Annotated in this window: 15 protein-coding genes; 2 read left to right on the forward strand and 13 right to left on the reverse strand. The window is 55.3% G+C overall.

The window, feature by feature from the left end:
• Positions 1-45: 45 nt before the first annotated feature.
• From WEB64_RS10940 to WEB64_RS10965, 6 genes are all read right to left on the reverse strand, one after another.
• Positions 46-768, reverse strand: coding sequence for an ABC transporter ATP-binding protein (locus tag WEB64_RS10940; protein WP_368061413.1), 723 nt, complete (start codon positions 766-768; stop codon positions 46-48).
• Positions 765-1,538 carry an ABC transporter ATP-binding protein gene (locus tag WEB64_RS10945; protein WP_368061412.1) on the reverse strand — a complete coding sequence of 258 codons (774 nt, stop codon included), beginning with the start codon at positions 1,536-1,538 and terminating at the stop codon, positions 765-767. The genes WEB64_RS10940 and WEB64_RS10945 overlap by 4 nt, the downstream gene beginning before the upstream one ends.
• A 157-nt stretch (positions 1,539-1,695) precedes the next feature.
• Positions 1,696-2,484 carry an alpha/beta fold hydrolase gene (locus WEB64_RS10950; RefSeq protein WP_368061411.1) on the reverse strand — a complete coding sequence of 263 codons (789 nt, stop codon included), beginning with the start codon at positions 2,482-2,484 and terminating at the stop codon, positions 1,696-1,698.
• An 8-nt stretch (positions 2,485-2,492) separates the two neighbouring features.
• Positions 2,493-2,909: a PaaI family thioesterase gene (locus WEB64_RS10955; RefSeq protein WP_368061410.1), complete on the reverse strand. Its 417-nt coding sequence runs from the start codon at positions 2,907-2,909 to the stop codon at positions 2,493-2,495.
• Positions 2,906-4,555, reverse strand: coding sequence for an AMP-binding protein (locus WEB64_RS10960; RefSeq protein WP_368061409.1), 1,650 nt, complete (start codon positions 4,553-4,555; stop codon positions 2,906-2,908). Before WEB64_RS10960 ends, WEB64_RS10955 begins: the two co-directional genes overlap by 4 nt.
• 120 nt (positions 4,556-4,675) lie before the next feature.
• Positions 4,676-5,206 (reverse strand): isochorismatase family protein, encoded by a 531-nt coding sequence (locus WEB64_RS10965; protein ID WP_368061408.1) that lies wholly within the window; start codon positions 5,204-5,206, stop codon positions 4,676-4,678.
• 126 nt (positions 5,207-5,332) lie between these two features.
• On the opposite strand from WEB64_RS10965, the gene WEB64_RS10970 reads away from it, so the two are divergent.
• Positions 5,333-6,889 carry a 4-hydroxyphenylacetate 3-hydroxylase family protein gene (locus tag WEB64_RS10970; protein ID WP_368061407.1) on the forward strand — a complete coding sequence of 519 codons (1,557 nt, stop codon included), beginning with the start codon at positions 5,333-5,335 and terminating at the stop codon, positions 6,887-6,889.
• On the opposite strand, the gene WEB64_RS10975 is transcribed toward WEB64_RS10970, so the two are convergent.
• From WEB64_RS10975 to WEB64_RS10990, 4 genes are all read right to left on the reverse strand, one after another.
• Positions 6,877-9,039 carry a TonB-dependent siderophore receptor gene (locus WEB64_RS10975; RefSeq protein WP_368061406.1) on the reverse strand — a complete coding sequence of 721 codons (2,163 nt, stop codon included), beginning with the start codon at positions 9,037-9,039 and terminating at the stop codon, positions 6,877-6,879. The genes WEB64_RS10970 and WEB64_RS10975 overlap by 13 nt on opposite strands.
• Positions 9,040-9,104: 65 nt before the next feature.
• Entirely contained in the window at positions 9,105-12,203 is a 3,099-nt protein-coding gene (locus WEB64_RS10980) for an efflux RND transporter permease subunit (RefSeq protein WP_368061405.1), read from the reverse strand.
• 3 nt (positions 12,204-12,206) lie between these two features.
• Positions 12,207-13,316 carry an efflux RND transporter periplasmic adaptor subunit gene (locus WEB64_RS10985; protein WP_368061404.1) on the reverse strand — a complete coding sequence of 370 codons (1,110 nt, stop codon included), beginning with the start codon at positions 13,314-13,316 and terminating at the stop codon, positions 12,207-12,209.
• Complete coding sequence (locus WEB64_RS10990; protein WP_368061403.1) at positions 13,316-13,975, reverse strand: TetR/AcrR family transcriptional regulator; 660 nt, start codon at positions 13,973-13,975, stop codon at positions 13,316-13,318. Before WEB64_RS10990 ends, WEB64_RS10985 begins: the two co-directional genes overlap by 1 nt.
• A 198-nt stretch (positions 13,976-14,173) precedes the next feature.
• Here WEB64_RS10990 and WEB64_RS10995 point away from each other — a divergent pair, with 198 nt between their 5' ends.
• Positions 14,174-15,472: a nitrate- and nitrite sensing domain-containing protein gene (locus WEB64_RS10995; RefSeq protein WP_368061402.1), complete on the forward strand. Its 1,299-nt coding sequence runs from the start codon at positions 14,174-14,176 to the stop codon at positions 15,470-15,472.
• A gap of 13 nt (positions 15,473-15,485) precedes the next feature.
• Here the strand turns inward: WEB64_RS10995 and WEB64_RS11000 are convergent, their stop codons facing one another.
• From WEB64_RS11000 to cynS, 3 genes are all read right to left on the reverse strand, one after another.
• Entirely contained in the window at positions 15,486-16,025 is a 540-nt protein-coding gene (locus WEB64_RS11000; protein WP_368061401.1) for a hypothetical protein, read from the reverse strand.
• 240 nt (positions 16,026-16,265) lie between these two features.
• The gene (locus WEB64_RS11005; protein ID WP_368061400.1) at positions 16,266-17,051 is read right to left on the reverse strand and encodes a substrate-binding periplasmic protein; all 786 of its coding nucleotides are present in this window, start codon (positions 17,049-17,051) and stop codon (positions 16,266-16,268) included.
• Positions 17,052-17,376: 325 nt separating this feature from the next.
• On the reverse strand, positions 17,377-17,820 hold the full coding sequence (gene cynS / locus WEB64_RS11010) for a cyanase (protein ID WP_368061399.1): 444 nt from the start codon (positions 17,818-17,820) through the stop codon (positions 17,377-17,379).
• Positions 17,821-17,883: the final 63 nt, after the last annotated feature.

Raw genomic sequence — 17,883 nt, forward strand, 5'->3', positions numbered from 1 at the left:
GTGGAGCACGTTACCCAGCCGGTTCCGTTCTTTGCCTACCAGGCGTCAGACGCCAAGATAGTCATTCAACAGCGACTGCTTGGATTCAAGCTCATCGGCGCTGATCTCTTCAACAATCTGGCCGTGCTCCATCACGTAGTGACGGTCAGCCAGGGGTGCTGCAAAGTGAAAATTTTGCTCAACCAGGACGATGGTCAGGCCTTTTTCTTTAAGCTTAAGTAACACCTCGGCCAGTTTCTGCACAATAACCGGAGCAAGGCCTTCAGTGATTTCGTCCAGCAACAGCATGTTGGCGCCGGTCCGCAGAATTCTCGCCATCGCGAGCATTTGCTGCTCGCCACCCGACAGTTTACTGCCCTGACTGAAACGGCGCTCATAAAGGTTCGGGAACATGCCATAAATTTCTTCCAGCGCCATGCCGCCACTGCGAACTACTGGAGGCAGGGTAAGATTTTCCTGAACATTGAGACTGGCAAATATGCCACGGTGCTCTGGACAGTACCCGACGCCCAGGCGCGCAATCTGGTGGGGCGCACAAGACATGGTGTCGGTACCGTTGATCATGATGGAACCGGTGCGCCGACCTACCATGTTCATAATAGCCTTGAGGGTGGTGCTGCGCCCGGCACCATTGCGGCCAAGCAGCGTGACCAGTTCACCCCGGCGTACCACAATATTGATGCCATGAAGAATGTGGGATTCGCCGTAGAAGGCATGCAATCCGGAAATTCGAAGCTGTTCGTAGTCTTTATCGACATTGGTACTCATTCGGTTACCTCCGCAGAGGTCGATTCGGTACCCATATAAACCTCACGGACCCGGGGATCATCGGAGACCGACTGATAGTCACCCTCGGTCAGTACCGCACCCTGGGACAACACAGTGATGCGATCACACAGCTTGCTCACTACGCCAAGGTTATGTTCGACCATCAATACGGTTCGGCCTTCGGCGGCTTTCCGTACCAGCTCCACCACCCGGTCAACGTCCTCCCCCCCCATGCCTTGAGTCGGCTCATCCAGTAACAGCAACTGGGGCTCCATGGCCAACGTCGTCGCCAGCTCGAGAGCACGCTTGCGCCCGTATGCCAGCTCGACGGTAAGGGTGTCTGCAAATTCCACCAGGCCCACGGAGTCCAACAGCTCCATACAACGCTCGTTGAGGCGATCAAGGCTGCCGCCGGACTTCCAGAAATGGAAGCTGCTGCCTTCAAAGCTCTGCAAGGCAATTCGAACATTCTCTAATGCAGTCATGTGAGGAAATACAGCGGAAATCTGAAACGAACGCACCACCCCCATACGGGCGATGGCGGCGGATTTCATCGGGGTAATATCTTTGCCATTAAAGAGTATTTTGCCGCGGGTAGGCGCCAGGAACTTGGTCAGCAGGTTAAAGACCGTGGTTTTACCTGCACCGTTCGGGCCGATCAGGGCATGGATATGGCCGCGATTAACTTTCAAGTTAACATCGTCAACTGCCACAAAGCCTTTGAACTCTTTTACCAGACCCTGGGTTTCCAGAACAAATTGGTCACTCATGTCGCCGTGCAACCTCTTGTTTTTGTTTTATGTGAAAACTATATCACATTTTCAATTAACGTCAACGTAAACGTAAAGCTAAGCAATGGTCCGGTATGCCTACTGCGCAGGTGTTCCGGCCGCCCTTCCCTATTCTGTATAGTCCCTGCATTCGCATTTAACGAGTGACTGAGCGGATAAATTCGCTCAGGAGCGCCATGACTGCGCCTGGCTGCTCAAAATGCGGAAAGTGCCCGGCATCGGGAATAAATACCGGCGAGGCACCGGGGCCAATGCCACTGACGATGTCAGTGACCTGCTGAGGAAGACCGTATTCGTCGTTCTCCCCCTGCAGTATCAACGCCGGACAGCGAATTTCTGACATCCAGGGCTGAAAGTTCATCGCTTGCTGGAAATCCTCCCGGAGCCAGGTTTCCTGCCACGCATCAAACAGCAGCTTGCCGCGCTCGCCATGGTGGCGCGCCAGCCGCTCTCCGAGATCGGTGGTGCGATGACGCTCGCCAGTGGCACGAATGCCGTGAATCGTCAGCGGATCAACCATGACGTGGGCCGCGATGGTCACCAGCCCGGTTACCTGGTGAGGAATCGTTCCCGCGGTGATCAATGCGATGGAGCCACCATCGCTATGGCCCAGCAAAATCACATCATTCAGACCCAGCGCCTGCAGCAACCGGGGTAGCCACACCTCGCCTTCCTGCTCCAGGTAATCCAATGGGCGCGGCAGTGCTTCTGACGAGGACTGACCATAGCCTCTGCGTTCGTAAACAAAGACATCCAGCCCCGTCGCCTCAGCTAACTGAGTGGGAAACTGTCGCCACAGGGGAATAGTACCCAGCGCTTCGTGCAGCAACACGATTGCAGGCCCGCCATCACCCGAATGCTTTATATGGCGGACCTGGAGCTTGACGCTTTCTTGAAAATTAACTGAAAAATCAAGTGTTTGCATCGTTGACATCATCGCTCGGCAGGGATGGCATAACTGATTGTCGCGTGAGCTACAGGAGCCTCGCTACCTTCCGAACGCAGAAACACTTCCCCCACACCCATGGCCTTGCCCACTCTCAACATACGGGCGCTGGCAATCACCGCACAGTTGGCCACCGGCTTGCGCAGAAAGTTGATATTCAGGTTGCTGGTGACTGCCAGCGGCACCAGCCCGATCTGCGACAACAGGGCGGCGTATAATGCGACATCAGCCAGCGCCATCAGTGCCGGACCAGAGACTGTGCCCCCCGGCCTCAGGTGTTCGTCGCGAACCTCCAGCTTCATATCAGCCCAGCCGTCCCCCAGGCGCTCCAGGGCTCCGTAACGCGCACCCTGGGGGAACTGCTCAGTCAGAAAATCTTCTAACTCTTCAGCCGTTATCTTCATTCGCTGACTTCTTCTTTAGCCTGGTTGCGCAGGATAAACCGCTGGATCTTGCCACTGGGGGTCTTTGGCAGCTCATCCACAAACTCGATTTCGCGGGGGTAAGCGTGAGTAGAGAGACGCCGTCTTACCAGCTCCTGAAGCTCGGTTTTGAGCGCTTCTTCGCCCTCTGGCTCATGCCCTGCACGAATAACCACGTAAGCCTTGATGATGGAGCCGCGCTTCTCGTCAGGCTTGGCTACCACACCGGATTCGGCAACAGCAGAATGTTCCAGCAAGGTGCTTTCGACATCCGCAGGACCGACCCGGTAGCCAGCGGTAGTGATAATGTCATCATCTCGCCCACTGAATGAGAAGCTGCCATCTCCATGGGCAATCCCCATGTCACCGGTGAGGTAATAACCCGCCACAAACGGGTCTTTCTCGCCCCAGGTATAGCCGTCGAAGCAGAACAGAGGGGACGCTTTCACATCAACCGCCAGTTGGCCAACTTCATCCGCTCCCACTTCTTCATTGTTCTCGTTGAGCGCTACGACTCGATGGCCGGGGGACGAATAACCCATGGAACCCACGCGCTTCTTATGGTCGAGTTCGTGGAAATTACAGCAGGTCATGCCAGTTTCAGTCTGACCGTAATGATCCATAACCTGGCATTGATGACGACGAGTCACCCAATTGGTCACTTCCGGATTCAGCGGCTCGCCTGCGCTGCTTGCGACTCGGAGGCCGAGGATTTCGCCTTCCGGGAGGATGTCGTCATTAGCTTTTAACAGGCGATAGGCCGTCGGCGCCGCCGCCAGATTGGTAATTTTGTATTTGCGGATCATGTCGTAGGTCGTTTCAGGGGTAAACGGCTTCGGGTTGAAATGCGTGGCGTGCCCCATCAACAGCGGGCCTACCACGGCGTAATACAAACCGTAGGCCCAGCCCGGGTCCGCGACGTTCCAGAACGCGTCATCTTCCCTTAAGCCGATAGCAAACTTCATGTAAACGTAATACGACAGCAGGGCCCTGGCAGGCACCGCAACGCCCTTGGCCTTACCGACTGTGCCGGAAGTAAACATCTGCAGAAACGCGTCATTCCCTTTGATAATGACTGGTTCAAACTGGTCAGACTGCTGGTCAAGAGTGGTATGGAAGTCGCTCACATCCGGGCCTGCTTCAGCAGCTGTCACACACAGTACGGGGGGGCAGATTTTAACATCGGTGAGCTTCGGATAATTGACCGCATCGGTCACTACAAGCCTGGTGCCCGCACGCTCAAACCGATATTCAATGGCACCTGACCCGAAGGCGGTGAACAGGGGCTGATAAACTGCTCCAGCACGCAATGCGCCTGCAATCACAATTAACAACTCCGGGCTGCGGGGTAACAAACCGGCGACCCGGTCGCCCTTACCAATACCCTGGGATTTCAGATAGTTGGCAAAACGTGCGGAGGCCGACTGCAGCTCAGCAAAGGTCAACTGACCGGAGCCACCGCCGTCCTTCTCATAATAAAGCGCCACGCGCTGGGGATCTTGCGCCCATTTGTCGCAGATCTCATTACAGACATTGAGGCCGGTCTCGAGACGGCCTTCAAGCACCTCGGCTTCCAGGCGTTCGGGGTCAAAGTTTTCGTATACAGATGCATAATCCGGCAGGTTCATTATCAGCTCCTGTTTTTGTTATCAGTTGTCGTTATCGACGAAATATGGCGCCAAGGTTTATCACAGCATACTGTTTACGTAAAGGTAAACTTTAGCCTTCAGACACTACCTTTCAGTTAACTACTTGATGAGCTTGAGAACCTCCCGGAATCTCGGGTGATCGCTGTATCCGAGCCATTCAAAAGCCACCATCTCTACTGTCACTATCTGTGCGCCACTCTGGTGCAGGCGACTCAACGCTGCATCACGGTCAGACACTTTACGGGAGCCTACTCCGTCCGCCACAACGCAGACTTGAAAGCCAGCGTCTATCAGTCCCAGCGCGGTTTGTAACATACAGACATGTGCTTCACAGCCGGCCACTACAACCGTTTTGCGTTGCTGCCCCAACGCCGCCACCAAACCGTCAACACAGGCGTCGAAGTGGCTTTTAACAACCGTTTGATTGCACGCCTGCCAGATCTCCGCCGCATTCGGGCCAAGGCGGTCCGGGCTTTGCTCGGTACCTATAACAGGCACTTCGAGCGTTTTGGCAATACCCGCAAGACGCAGGCATTGAGACAACACCGCATCCCCTTGGCAAATGGCTGGCATCAGTTTTTTTTGCAGATCCACCAGCACAACAGAGGAATCATCGGCAGACATCAGCATGGCTGTTCTCCATAGCGTTGAAGTAATTGCTCCGGTTAGGTCGAGTAAACCGTAAAAGATCCCGATTGACCAATTATTTGAACACTGTTTGAATGATCAAAATACAAACAAAAAGGATGCCCGCCCATGATGATGTCTGCCGCCGAATACCGGGAGTCACTTCGCCAGTACAATCCCACCGTTTATCTTGACGGTCGCAAAGTCGAATCGGTCGCTGACGAACCCGGTTTCGAGCCCGGCGTAAATGCTGTGGGCCTGACTTATGACTACGCACTGCGTGAGGAATTTGCGTCTGTCATGACGGCAACCCAACAATCAAGCGGCAAGACCGTGAACCGGCTTCTGCATATCAACACCAGTTCCGGCGACCTGCTCAATAAACTGGAGGCCGTAAGACTGGTCTGCCAGGAAACCGGTTGCGCCCAACGTTACCTGACCCACGATGCAGTCAATGCCATTCATCAGGTGTCGGCAAGATTGGATGATGCCCGGGGCACCCGAGAGCATTCGGAACGCTTCACCGCTTACCTTCACGACATTCAGGACCGGGACCTGACGCTCGGTGTGGCAATGACTGACGCCAAGGGCGATCGCAGCAAACGCCCTCATCAGCAAGGCAACCGGGACACCTACGTTCACATTGTGGAACGCAATGGCAAAGGCATTGTGATTTCCGGTACCAAGGCCATCGTCACCGGTGCGCCCTACATGCATGAATTTCTGGTGATGCCCTGTCGCAATATGTCCGAGGAGGACGCGGACTTTGCGGTGTGCTGCGCCGTGCCTGTTGATGCCGAGGGACTCACGATTGTTGCCCGCCCTGCGGGAAGACCTGGCGAAAAAGCCGCCCTGTTTTCCAACCGCTATGGTCAGTCCACCGGTGTGCTGATGTTCGATAAAGTGTTCGTGCCCTGGGACAAGGTATTCTACGCTGGCGAATGGGAGCACTCAGGCTATATGACCTACAACTACGCCACTCACCACCGCCACAGTTGCATCGGTGCCCGTGCAGGGTTCGGTGACTTGCTGATTGGTGCGGGCAGTCTGATGTGTGAGGCCAACGGGTTTGATCCTGCCAAGGAAGGCCACCTGCGGGAGCAGATGGTGGATCTGATCAAGATTACCGAAGGCTTCTATGCCTGCGGGGTGGCGGCATCGGTTTACGCCACCGAGGATGAGCATTCGAAAAGTTTCGTGCCTGATCCGGTCTATGCCAACATCGGTAAGTTACTGCTGTCTACGCAAATCTATGACATGCACAGGATTGCTCACTACGTCTCCGGCGGCCTGATTGTTGCTTTGCCCGGCCCGGACGAAGACCACAATCCGGAAACGGCTGCCAATATGGCCGATGTATTAAGAGCCAACCCCGATATTCCCTATGACAAGCGCATCCAGACTGCGCGTTTTATTGAGGACCTGACCGCGTCCTATCAGGGTGGCTGGTATTCGGTTATCAGTCTGCACGGCGGCGGCTCACCGGCGGCCATGAAACAGGAGATCTATCGCAACTACCCCATTGGCAGCAAAGTGGAACTGGTGGAGCGATTGCTGGACCGTGGCCTGGCTGATGATCCTAACCGACCCATCAGCCAGAACAAACAACCTGGTAAATGCTGCGCCAAGGGATGCACGGCGCCAGGCACCCCCATCATGGTGGACCGTGAGCCTCAGAAACTGTAATTCACAGACCCGACCACCGTGCGTTTGGTTCCTACAAAGCAATCACCTCGCGCCAGGCAGGTGGTGTAGTAGGTTTCGTCTTCCAGGTTATTGACGTTCAGATTGAAGTCCCATTGGCCGACGCTGTAGCCCACCATGGCGTCGTACAGGGTAACCGCAGGAGTTTTGAGTTCGTCGGTGCCGTCATAGCTGGCTCCGACGTAACGCACACCCGCACCGACCCGGAACCCTGGGATGCCCGCGATGGAGACCCGATGCTGACTCCAGAGTGAGGCCAGATGTTCCGGTACGGAAGCAAAACGCTTACCTTCGTTATTGCCCTCCAGCACCTCAGTATCGGTGTAGGCGTAATTGGCGATCAGGTTCCAGTTCGGATTGAGTTCCGCCAGGGCTTCCAACTCGATACCCCGGGCACGAGTTTCACCGTTCTGGATCTGGTTGTTCTGGTTGTCCGGATCCGGAGCGCGGCTGTTTTTCTCACGTAGATCGTAAATCGCTGCGGTAATAAAACTTTCACTGCCTGGCGGCTGATATTTCGCGCCTATTTCTACCTGCTCGCCTTCCAACGGTTCGAACGGCTGATTAAAAGCATTCAGCGCCACAATCGGCTTGAAGGATTCCGAATAGCTAATGTAAGGCGATAGCCCCATATCAAACTTATACATCAGCGCCGCGCGACCGGTGATGGCGTCATCGTCAAAGGTGCGCCCACCTTCCGTGCGGTTCTTCGCCTGATCACTACGCAAACCCAATACGGTAACCCAACGGTCCGCGATAGTGATCTGATCCTGCAGGTAGAAACCCAGCTGAGTCACCGTATTTTCGGGGCTTTCGGAATAATCCGCTTTGGTGAATGGCGTAAAGTTGCCATAAACCGGATCATAAAGATTCAGAGTGCCGGCATCGGCGTCAAACGCCGTGCGAGCATTACTGACTGCATGCTGATAATCCACCCCGAACAACAGCGTGTGCTCCATGCCCGGGGTGGAGAACAGTGCCTGAGCCTGGTTGTCTATAGTGAGCGCATCGAGGTCAGGCTTGCTGGCGTAGGCAACCCGGTCGATATCTCCGTTTGCTCGCAGCGTTGGAGGAAACTGTGGGTATAGCGTCTGGTAACTAACTTCCGTTTCGGCGTAGCGTATGTTCTGGCGCAGCGTCCAGACATCATCAAGCCGATGAGTAAGCAATGACGTAACCGCCGCTTCCCTGGTGTCGTATTCGTCAAACCCCGGTTCGCTCATAAAGACATCGATGGGAATTTGTGGCAAGCCGCCAGGAGCGGGCTTGATGGTGCCTGCATGGGGCAGAAACTGGGTGGTGGAGCCCCCGCGATCTTCCTGGAAATTACCCAGCAATGTCCACTCGGTGCGCTCGTTCGGACGCCAGGTAATCGAGGGTGCGATCACCGTTCGGTTGTCTTCTACCTGTTTGACCTGGGTGTCGCTGTCCCGGCCCAGTACGACGACGCGGTAAAACAGGGAATCGTCGTCTGTCAAAGGCCCGGTGCTGTCCAGCGCCAGCTGTTTATAGTCAAAGTTACCCACTTGCCAGTTGATATCGGTCTGTTGCTGCTCGAGAGGCCGCTTGGTGGTGAGGTTCACGATGCCACCGACAGAACCCTGCCCGTACAGCACAGATGAGGGACCTCGCACGATTTCAATTCGCTCCAGAGTATAGGGCTCGGTTCGAGGACTCTGATAAAAACCAAATGTCTTCTGCAAGCCATTCTGGAAGATGACCGGGTCTGACCCGCGGATGGTCTGCCAGTCTCCCCGGCTATCCAGTCCGAAAGTTTCGGCACCCACACCGGCGGAGTAACGCAGGGCCTCCTGCACAGACCGGGCGCCCTGATCACGCATCTGGTCACGGGTAACCACGGAAATGGATTGTGGGGTTTCGCTGATCGGTGTCGTTGTTTTGGTGGCACTCAGGCTGGTCGTTGCGCGGTACCCCTCAACAGGCGCCGTCGGGTTTTCCTGCTTTTCGCCTGTTACTTCAAGCGCGTTCAACGTGCGGGTGGTGTCTTGTTCCGCGCTCAATCCCTGAGCACGTGCACCACTGGCGAAGGACAACAACCCAAAACTAACGGTGACCGCGATGGCTACAGCCGCAATTTTGATCCCTTCATGAACTTCCGAACTCACTGACATTACGCTCTCCTGCTTGCCCCGAAGGACAATAATATGGAACCTGAAAGAACGTAATGTTAATGCGATTAATTATTATTTGCAATCAGGGGAATCTGATTTGCGCTTGATCTCCGTAGCTTGTGCGCCATTTTATCTCCCAGTACCAGTAAGGCTGGCGTCAGCAACAGTGTCAGCAATGTTGCAAACGCAAGACCACCAGCAATCGCACTCGATAATTGCGTCCACCATTGGGTGGAAGGAGCACCAAAACCAAGGGAGGGGGACAACAGATCCACATTGACCCCAAGTACCATCGGCATTAAACCAAGAATTGTAGTAATGGCGGTCAGCAACACCGGGCGCAGACGCAGGCACCCCGTTTCCAGCGCTGACTCGAACGCATTAAGGCCATCTTTACGCATCTGGTTGTAGGTATCGATCAGAATAATGTTGTTATTCACTACAATCCCCGCGAGCGCAATAATACCCATCCCGACCATAACAATACCGAAGGATTGGCCATTCACCAGCAACCCGAGCAGTACACCTGCAGTCGACAGAACGATGGCGGAAAGAATCAGCAATGCCTGATACACCGAATTAAACTGAGTAACCAGGATCAACAACATCAGTGCCAACGCCACCATGAACGCACCGGAAAGAAAGGTCGCCGCTTCCTGCTGCTCTTCATCTTCGCCGCCGAATCGCACTGTGATGTTGGCGGGTGTTTCAGGCATACGATCCCGTAGCGCCTGCAGTTGCTGATCAGCCTGCATCCCTTCAGCAACATCAGCCTTGACGGTGATAGTGCGCTGGCCATCCACACGCTGGATAATGCCGGTTTTAGGCGCCGGCTCCAGACTCAGGAAATAGGACAGCGGCACCTGTCCCCGACTGGTATTGATGGTCTGACGCTCAAACTGGTCCAACTCACGCCAGTTGTTTGGCACCCGCACCGCGATGTCTACTTCATCCCTTACATCTTCCGGACGATAAGTCGCGAGTACCAGGCCGTTAGTTACCAGTCGCACTGCACTACCCACACTCAGGACATCTGTGCCGAAGCGCGCAGCCGCCTCCCGGTCGACTTCGAGGCGCCATTCGATACCTGGCAGACTGCGATCGTCTTCCACATCCACGAAACCGCCTACGTCGTCCATAGTCGCCCGCAAGGTGTCGACATAGTCGTCGAGGGCATCACTCTGCAAACTGCTGACTTTCAGCTCCACCGGTTTGCCAGCACCCGGGCCATCCTGCTGTTCCCGAAATTCAAGCACGATGCCGGGTATGTCGGCGGTACGAGCCCGGAAATCTGCCAGAATCTCAGACGCAGGCCGACGGTCGAACCAGTCAGTGAACTGAAAGTTCAGCACCCCGACCACATCCGGCGCCATCTGTGAGTCCGGACTGATCAGCGAACGCGCATATAGAGCTTTGACTTCCGGCATACCCAGCAAGCGCGCCTCAACCTGCTGTACCAGCGTATCGCGTTCGTAAATGGATTGGTCGCCCCGCGCACGCACCCAGACCTGGGCAGAATCGGGCTCAACACTGGGGAAAAACTCCACCCCGTGATTAAAGCGACCGTAAACACCGTAAATCAGTCCGACCAGAACGATTACCCCCAGCAGCGTGACACCGGGCCAACGCAGCAATGTTGCCAACACGGAACGATAGCGTTGCCCCATCCGACCGGATTCAACTGGCACGCGCGCCCGGGACCCACCGCTGATGCCCCCAAGAACCGGCAGGAAAATCAACGCCATCGCAAGGGAGGCCAGCAGACACAGGATCACAGTGATCGGCAGGAATTTCATGAATTCGCCGACCAGCCCCGGCCAGACCAGCAGCGGAAGGAATACCGCGAGCGTGGTGGCGGTGGAAGCTATCACCGGCCATGCCATGCGGCTTGCTGCCTCCGCCCAGGCCTCGCCGGGAGGGAGGCCTTCGTGGAGGTTACGGTCGGCCAGTTCCGACACCACAATGGCACCATCGACCAGCATGCCAGCCACCAGAATGAGACTGAACAGTACGACAATATTGAGGGTGTACCCGAGACCCCAGATCAACAGGATACCCGCGAGGAATGCACCCGGAATGGTGAGGCCGACCAGCAACGCGGAGCGCAGACCCATAGTCGCGATAATCACGATAATGACCAGTACAATAGCGGTCAGTACGTTGTTCAGCAGGTCGCGTAGAATGTCCCGCACTTCCGTGGACTGATCCATTATGTAGCTTGCATCAAGTCCCGCGGGAAACTGATCTTCGGCGCCAGTCACCAGCGCTTTGACCTGCCCGACCGTTTCAATAATATTGGCGCCGGTGCGCTTGGACACCTCCAGTACGACCGCCGGCTCGCCGTTGATCCTGGCAAAACCGGTCGGGTCCTTGAAGCTACGCTGTAACGTGGCGACGTCTCCGAAAGTGACCACCGCATCACCATTCACTTTGATCGGCATCGACATCACGTCTTCGATGGTTTCGATCACTCCCGGCACTTTCATCGCCATGCGGCCAGAACCGGTGTCCAGACTCCCCGCTGCAACCAGCTGATTATTACGGGTCACCAGGGTGGCGAGCTCGTCATAATCAATGCCATAGCTTTCCAGCACCTGGGGGTCCACTACGATTTCCAGAACGTCTTCCCGGTCCCCGCCAATGGTCACTTCAAGCACTTCGGGAATACCCTCGATGGCATCCTGAAGGCGCCGTGCCACCGTAATCAGTTCACGCTGGGAAAGCGGGCCGGACAGCCCGATGGACAACACCGGGAACAGCGAAACGTTAACCTCATTTACCCTCGGCTCATCGGCTTCCGATGGAATTTTAGCGCGGGCGGTGTCGACCTTTTCGCGAACATCCTGCAAGGCTTTATCCGGATCAAAGCCGGCGTCGAACTCCAGCATGATTGAGGCATGGCCTTCGGATGCGGTCCCCCGCATCTCCTTGATGCCTTCAAGAGATCTCAACTCCTGCTCCATCGGACGAACCAGTAGGCGTTCGCCGTCCTCTGGGCTGATTCCTTCCAGCGTCATCGAGACGTAGATCATTGGAATGGTGACGTCCGGGTTAGCTTCCTTGGGGATGATCTGGAACGCCGCGATGCCTCCCATAATCAGGAATATAAGCGTCAGCAATGTGGTGCGGCTGCGATTGAGGGCAGCGTAGATCAGGGTGCGCATCGGTCAGCCCTCAGCCCTGGACCGGGGACTGATCGAGGAGCCCGTAACCGGCGTAACCGTCTGCCCGGGGGCGACAAATCCCCCGCCCTGTGTGATCAGTCTGACACTGACTGGCAAGCCTGTAATCCAGGCACCATCTGTGGTCGCACTTAGTAACCGGACCGTTGTGAAGCGGACTGTATCAGCGTCGTCTACGTGCAGAACCCCGAGCTTGCCGTCATCGCCCAGGCTGAGATAGGCCGGCGACAGAAACATTGCCTGTTGCTCGGATAGCGAGATGCCCAGGGTGGCACTGCCCCCGGCGACTCTCAGCCCGTCAGGGTTCGGTACTTCAGCTTCTACATAAAAACTGCGGGTTTCGGAATTCGCAGCACTGGACACAAAGCTCAAGCGGCCTTCCAGAGAACGACCATCGAGAAGCTCCACACTTACCAGTTGGCCTTCTTTGAGGCCCGCCACGGATTGTTGCGGGGCGTTGCCCGCCACTTTCAGACGATCCACCTGAACCAGTTCCAGCAGCGCCTGGCCCTTTGCGACATACTCTCCGAGCTCGGCATTACGCTGGTTCACCACGCCGTCAAACGGCGCTGTCGGCTCAACGTGTCGTAACGCCAGTTGGGCCTGCTCCAGCGCGGCTTTGGCCGCCGAAAGCTCGCTTTCGAGACGTAGCTTCTCGGACTCGGATACTAGATTCCCTGAGCGCAGACGCTCCGCAGCTTTCAGCTCTGCATCGAGCTGCCGGAAACGCGCACGCGCCTGAGCGACAGCAGCAGGCCGGTCTTCCTCCGAGAGTTTGACCAACACATCCCCTGCCCGGACTTCTTGGCCCTGCTGAACTGGCAACGCCTCAACGGTCGCCTCAACCTGAGCACTGATGGAAACCCGCCGCCACGGCTCAATCTGCCCCTGGATCATCACTTTTGGCTGATATGTGGTGGCATTGTAACGCTCTACCTCTACCCGGACAGGCCCATCACTGGTGATTTTCTGGCGCTCGTCCACGTCTTCCCGGGCGGTTTTGACATCACCACTGATCATCCAGAGTATTAACCCGAAGGTGAGCAATACCGCCAGAGCAACGGGCCCCCAGAATTTGTTCTTTGCATCGGTCATTATTTTTCATCCTGAATGTACGGTGCAGAGCCAAGCGCCGGAGCGCCAACTAGGCCTGCAATCATGAAATCTGCAACGTAATCAAAGTAAGTCGGCAAGGTGGTGGTATGGCTGCGGGGGCCGAAACCACCGGCGGCAATTCGGGACATAACTCCCTGAAAGCCCGCCTCGATACCCCAGTAAACTGTTTCGACCGAGGCGATTCTGAGCTCGCCATGGGCCACCGCGGCGTCGATAAACTGGTGGAACATATTGGTATATTCCGCATCCAGTTGCCGAAATTCAGACTGGATTTCGCAGCCTAACCGTCCCAGAAACTCTGGTCGCTCACAGTGCAGGCAGAGCTGGACCTCAATCGGGCTTTGGGCCATCAGATCAAACGCCAGTCTGATTACCGCCCGCATCGCCACCAGCGGGCTGCCAACCCCGGATATAGCCCGGTATCGGGAGAGACAACGACGGGAAAACTCCAGAGCCAGCCGCGCATAAATCGCGTCTTTGGTGGGGAAATGCTTATACACCGTGCCTTTTCCGATACCTGCGGCCGCGGCCACTTCTGCCACTGTAACCGACTCCCACCCCCGCTGAACAAACAACTCCAGCGCAGTATCCAGCAGCAAACGCTCGCGCTGGGCAAAGACCTCATCCTGATAGCTCATGTACTAATGACTCATGTCCTGATCCGTGCGTTAGTAAAGGTCTTGTGACCGGCGGTCATAATATGACTCATAGTCACTTTTCACAAGTGACAATCCGATTGCCCGCACTAAGGGACGTCTGAATAACTCCTGAATTTCGATGGCGCGGTATTTGCTCATTAAGAATTAAATCATCGTTTTGTACCAGGAGAGCACTGCATGCGTGCAAAATCTTATGCTGAGCCATTACCTCACCCCAAGGCTGCGGATTACCTCATTGCATCAAAAAAGTGTGAACTCCAGAGTCTGGCCTATTTTCTCCAGATGGGGCGTCTGGTGCTGTGCATCAGCAATCTGATTCACGCGCTGCAAAGAGAACGGGGCGCTTCCAATATTTTTATCGGGTCAGCGGGTAAACGCTTCAAGGGCCAGAGACTTGATTATATCTCCGCCTCGAATCTCGAACGTCAGCATTTTGAGCAGGCCTTGCACGATATCTACAATGAGATTTCCGTGCACCCGGGCAGCAGTCGGCTGCTGAATCATATAGCTTGTGTGCTGCATGACCTTTCTGGCCTGGAGTCTCGACGCCTGCGCGTGAGCAAACTTGATATCAGTTCAGAGCATGCTATTAGCGCTTACAGTGACAGCATTCAGATGTTACTGGCCGTGGTGTTTGAGGCTGCTAATGACGCAGTCGACCCAACGATTGCGGGTATTCTGGTGGCCATGTTCAACCTCATGCACGGTAAAGAGCTGGCCGGGCAGGAGCGTGCGGTCGGGTCTGCGGGTTTTTCCCGGGGGCGCTTTGACGACGCACTTTCCCAGCGCATGGCGCACCTTATTGAGGCACAGAATCGGTGTTTTGAGGTGTTTGCCAACTTTGCCGACCCCCACTCTCTCGCGCTCTGGCGTCACGCCAATGCCAGCAAGCGGGAAGATGAAGTTGAACGGCTCCGCCAACTGGGATGTTCCATTGGTCGCTACAAAGACCTTGATCCGGACTTGGCTGACCATTGGTTCGAGCTGATGTCCCAGCGCATCGATGAACTCAAGTCCATTGAAGACAGCCTGGAATCCCATTTCCATACCCGCTGTATTGAAAAATACACGGGCGCGAAAAACTCACTGGCCCACCAGGAAACCCTGATCGCCTCGCTGGACCAGCATGACCACACACCGGAACCCATGCTTGTAGTTTGTGGCCCACAACCAGAAGACCCCCACGCAGCTGCCGTTCAGAGTGAAGGTGTCAGCCAGCGCTTCGGTCGCTCTATCTTCGATCTCGTCCAGCAGCAAGCGCAACGGCTGCAGCAAATGAGTGATGAATTAAAGGCCGCGAAGGAAGCACTGGAGGACAGGAAAACCCAGGAAAAGGCTGTGCAGCTTCTAATGAATCACCGTCAGGTTTCGAATGATGAAGCCCACAAGCTGCTAAGGCAGCTCGCCATGAGTCAGGGCAAAAAACTGCCCGATGTCGCTCGCTCTATTGTTGCCATGGCCGAGGTGCTGACTTGAGGTGACCAGACCATTACACCACGTGAACCTTGCCGTCCGTACCCGCAAAAGGATTGTTGAAACTGGATGACTCCCCCTGCAGCTCTGCTTCCGGATGGTTCTTGGTCATTAACGCTTTCATCTCGGCGACATGAGCTTTTGGCGTATCCACCATAACCAGGTACCGCCCCGTATCAATATCCTTGTGAAAGCGCCGAATCCGGTAATTTTCGCTGGAGATACCGCCGAAACCCCCAAGCCACGCTCCCGCAACGATAGCGAAGACGAACATCGCGACCCAGGCAAGGGTCGGCCAGGCCAGGTCGCTGAACATGGCCATGGGTAAAACGAAAGCGAGCCCGAACACTGCTCCGATCAACGCGCCCCGCTCCACGAATCTCACCAGATCTGTGCGGTCCAACACCGAGGCACCGTGCAAGTGGTGGGTGTAAAGGCCCGCCTCATCCTTACTGATGATATGAAATCGCCAGTTGGTGATGCCCTTTTCATGCAGATCGTCGGATATATCCTGCACGCTGTCTATGGAATCCACGAGATAAAATAATCGTTTCATAGCTGACCTCCACTGCTGGCGCAGAGTAGATGAACGTTACCTCACTCACAGTATAGAAGGCGAAGACTACTATTTGATCAACTTCCGGCAGCCTTCTAAGATCGTCTTGCGCTAACCTAGTCCGGCTTAAACAGCTTCAGAATATAGAGATCGGTTATCGGGGTTAGCAATATAAAGATTGATCCCCAGGCAGGCTCTGGGTCAGGTGTGCCACCACGAGGAGGGCTCTGTACACCGACATCAAGGCCGATAGCGCTTCACGATGGCCTCAATGTCCCCGTCCGCCTTTGCTTTATCCAGCCCACGCTGAAGATCTTCCACGATGGCCGGATCGGTCTGGTTGCTGACGGCCAGGTACATCGGGGTTTCCCGGAACACCAGCACCGGCTTGAGGCCGGTAATATCGTGCTCTTCCTCCGCGACCAACGGACCGACAAGACCATCGGTTACCCAAAGATCAGCCTGACCCAGAGCCAAGCGGCGCGGATTCTGGTCCCCGGCCACGCTCATGGTGACATTAAAGCCCTCACTGACGAGGTAATCAGACATTACGTCGCCCTTGTAACCGGCAATCTGGTATTGCTTGGCTTCAGCCAGGGAGCTGATGGTGATATTGGAGTCCGGCGCAGCAAATAAAGTCCACTTGATAGGCGCCAATGGCCCCACCCACTGGAACTGATCTTCACGCTCATCGGTGCGCGCGGTGCAGAACAGGGCGTGGTTCTCGCGGCCCTGGACCCAATCGTAAGCCCGGCTCCAGGCTCGCATCTTCATGATGTATTCATAATCCACGTTGGCCATCATCGCCTTGACCATATCGGTACAGATACCAGTTATGTCTTCTTCGTTATGAGCAAAGCCCTGACCGGTTGTCGAGGCGTTATAGGGAGGGTAGTTTTCGGTGAAAATGTAGAGCTTTTCATCCGCTACTGCTGCAGGGGCAGACGCCATAAACAAAGTAACTGCCAGAGTGCTGAGGCTGGCAAACGGCACAGTAGGATTCTTGCAGCCTGAACGGATGGACATTCGAGTTTCCTCATTCACTGGAGTTCGTGGTGGTTCGCTTTAAATCGGAAAATGTCGCAAACCTTACCATTGTTAATACGATCCGCTGGCGTTTAAGGTCAGTCAGTTTGTTCATTTTTGCCAACAAAACCATGATTACTCGTTTAGCGCTGAATGTCAGTGACAAAACGTATCCAATTCCAATACCCGCTACACATCTATGTATCATACGGCTGCTCGCCCACAATAATTGCACAGACTCGGCTTCAGACGACGGATACAACAACGCTGGCGCCCATGTCGGGACGACCAGCACCAGTGAAAGCTGAGACTCTGTGTCGCTTACCTACCAGGCTTTGTATGGCAGAAACTTACCGTTCATGGTAACCACCACGCGGTCGCCTTTCGGGTTTTCTTCCTTGTCGACCGTCATGGTGAAATCGATGGCACTCATGATGCCGTCACCAAACTTTTCGTGAATCAATTCTTTCAGGGTATCTCCGTATACACCTACCACTTCGTAGATCCGGTATACCAGCGGGTCCTGCGGCACCGCCTGATTCCAGGTTTTATAGGGGCACAGTTGCAGGGTTTCTGCCACGGTCTTATCCAGACCGAGGGTTTCACAGGCCATGAAGGCTTTGTCTTCGCTCATGCTGTTCATCCCGAGGCAGGCAGATGTTGTCCATACCGGCGACATCCCGATGGATTCCGCCAGTGCCTCCCAGCTAATGCCTTTGGTGGCCTTGGCTTCCAGTATTTTTGCGGTCATCAGTTCCTTGGTCATCATGATTAAATCCTCATTGGTCACGTGTTTACCGGCGTATGCACTGAACAGGAGCGCAGGAGGGGA

The organism is Marinobacter sp. (assembly GCF_040882185.1).
Taxonomy (GTDB): domain Bacteria; phylum Pseudomonadota; class Gammaproteobacteria; order Pseudomonadales; family Oleiphilaceae; genus Marinobacter.

Bases quoted from the DNA above. Each gene is read 5' to 3' on its own strand.
- WEB64_RS10940 (WP_368061413.1), bottom strand. From the start codon at position 768: ATGAGTACCAATGTCGATAAAGACTACGAACAGCTTCGAATTTCCGGA.
- WEB64_RS10945 (WP_368061412.1), bottom strand. From the start codon at position 1,538: ATGAGTGACCAATTTGTTCTGGAAACCCAGGGTCTGGTAAAAGAGTTC.
- WEB64_RS10950 (WP_368061411.1), bottom strand. From the start codon at position 2,484: ATGCAAACACTTGATTTTTCAGTTAATTTTCAAGAAAGCGTCAAGCTC.
- WEB64_RS10955 (WP_368061410.1), bottom strand. From the start codon at position 2,909: ATGAAGATAACGGCTGAAGAGTTAGAAGATTTTCTGACTGAGCAGTTC.
- WEB64_RS10960 (WP_368061409.1), bottom strand. From the start codon at position 4,555: ATGAACCTGCCGGATTATGCATCTGTATACGAAAACTTTGACCCCGAA.
- WEB64_RS10965 (WP_368061408.1), bottom strand. From the start codon at position 5,206: ATGCTGATGTCTGCCGATGATTCCTCTGTTGTGCTGGTGGATCTGCAA.
- WEB64_RS10970 (WP_368061407.1), top strand. From the start codon at position 5,333: ATGATGATGTCTGCCGCCGAATACCGGGAGTCACTTCGCCAGTACAAT.
- WEB64_RS10975 (WP_368061406.1), bottom strand. From the start codon at position 9,039: ATGTCAGTGAGTTCGGAAGTTCATGAAGGGATCAAAATTGCGGCTGTA.
- WEB64_RS10980 (WP_368061405.1), bottom strand. From the start codon at position 12,203: ATGCGCACCCTGATCTACGCTGCCCTCAATCGCAGCCGCACCACATTG.
- WEB64_RS10985 (WP_368061404.1), bottom strand. From the start codon at position 13,316: ATGACCGATGCAAAGAACAAATTCTGGGGGCCCGTTGCTCTGGCGGTA.
- WEB64_RS10990 (WP_368061403.1), bottom strand. From the start codon at position 13,975: ATGAGCTATCAGGATGAGGTCTTTGCCCAGCGCGAGCGTTTGCTGCTG.
- WEB64_RS10995 (WP_368061402.1), top strand. From the start codon at position 14,174: ATGCGTGCAAAATCTTATGCTGAGCCATTACCTCACCCCAAGGCTGCG.
- WEB64_RS11000 (WP_368061401.1), bottom strand. From the start codon at position 16,025: ATGAAACGATTATTTTATCTCGTGGATTCCATAGACAGCGTGCAGGAT.
- WEB64_RS11005 (WP_368061400.1), bottom strand. From the start codon at position 17,051: ATGTCCATCCGTTCAGGCTGCAAGAATCCTACTGTGCCGTTTGCCAGC.
- cynS (WP_368061399.1), bottom strand. From the start codon at position 17,820: ATGATGACCAAGGAACTGATGACCGCAAAAATACTGGAAGCCAAGGCC.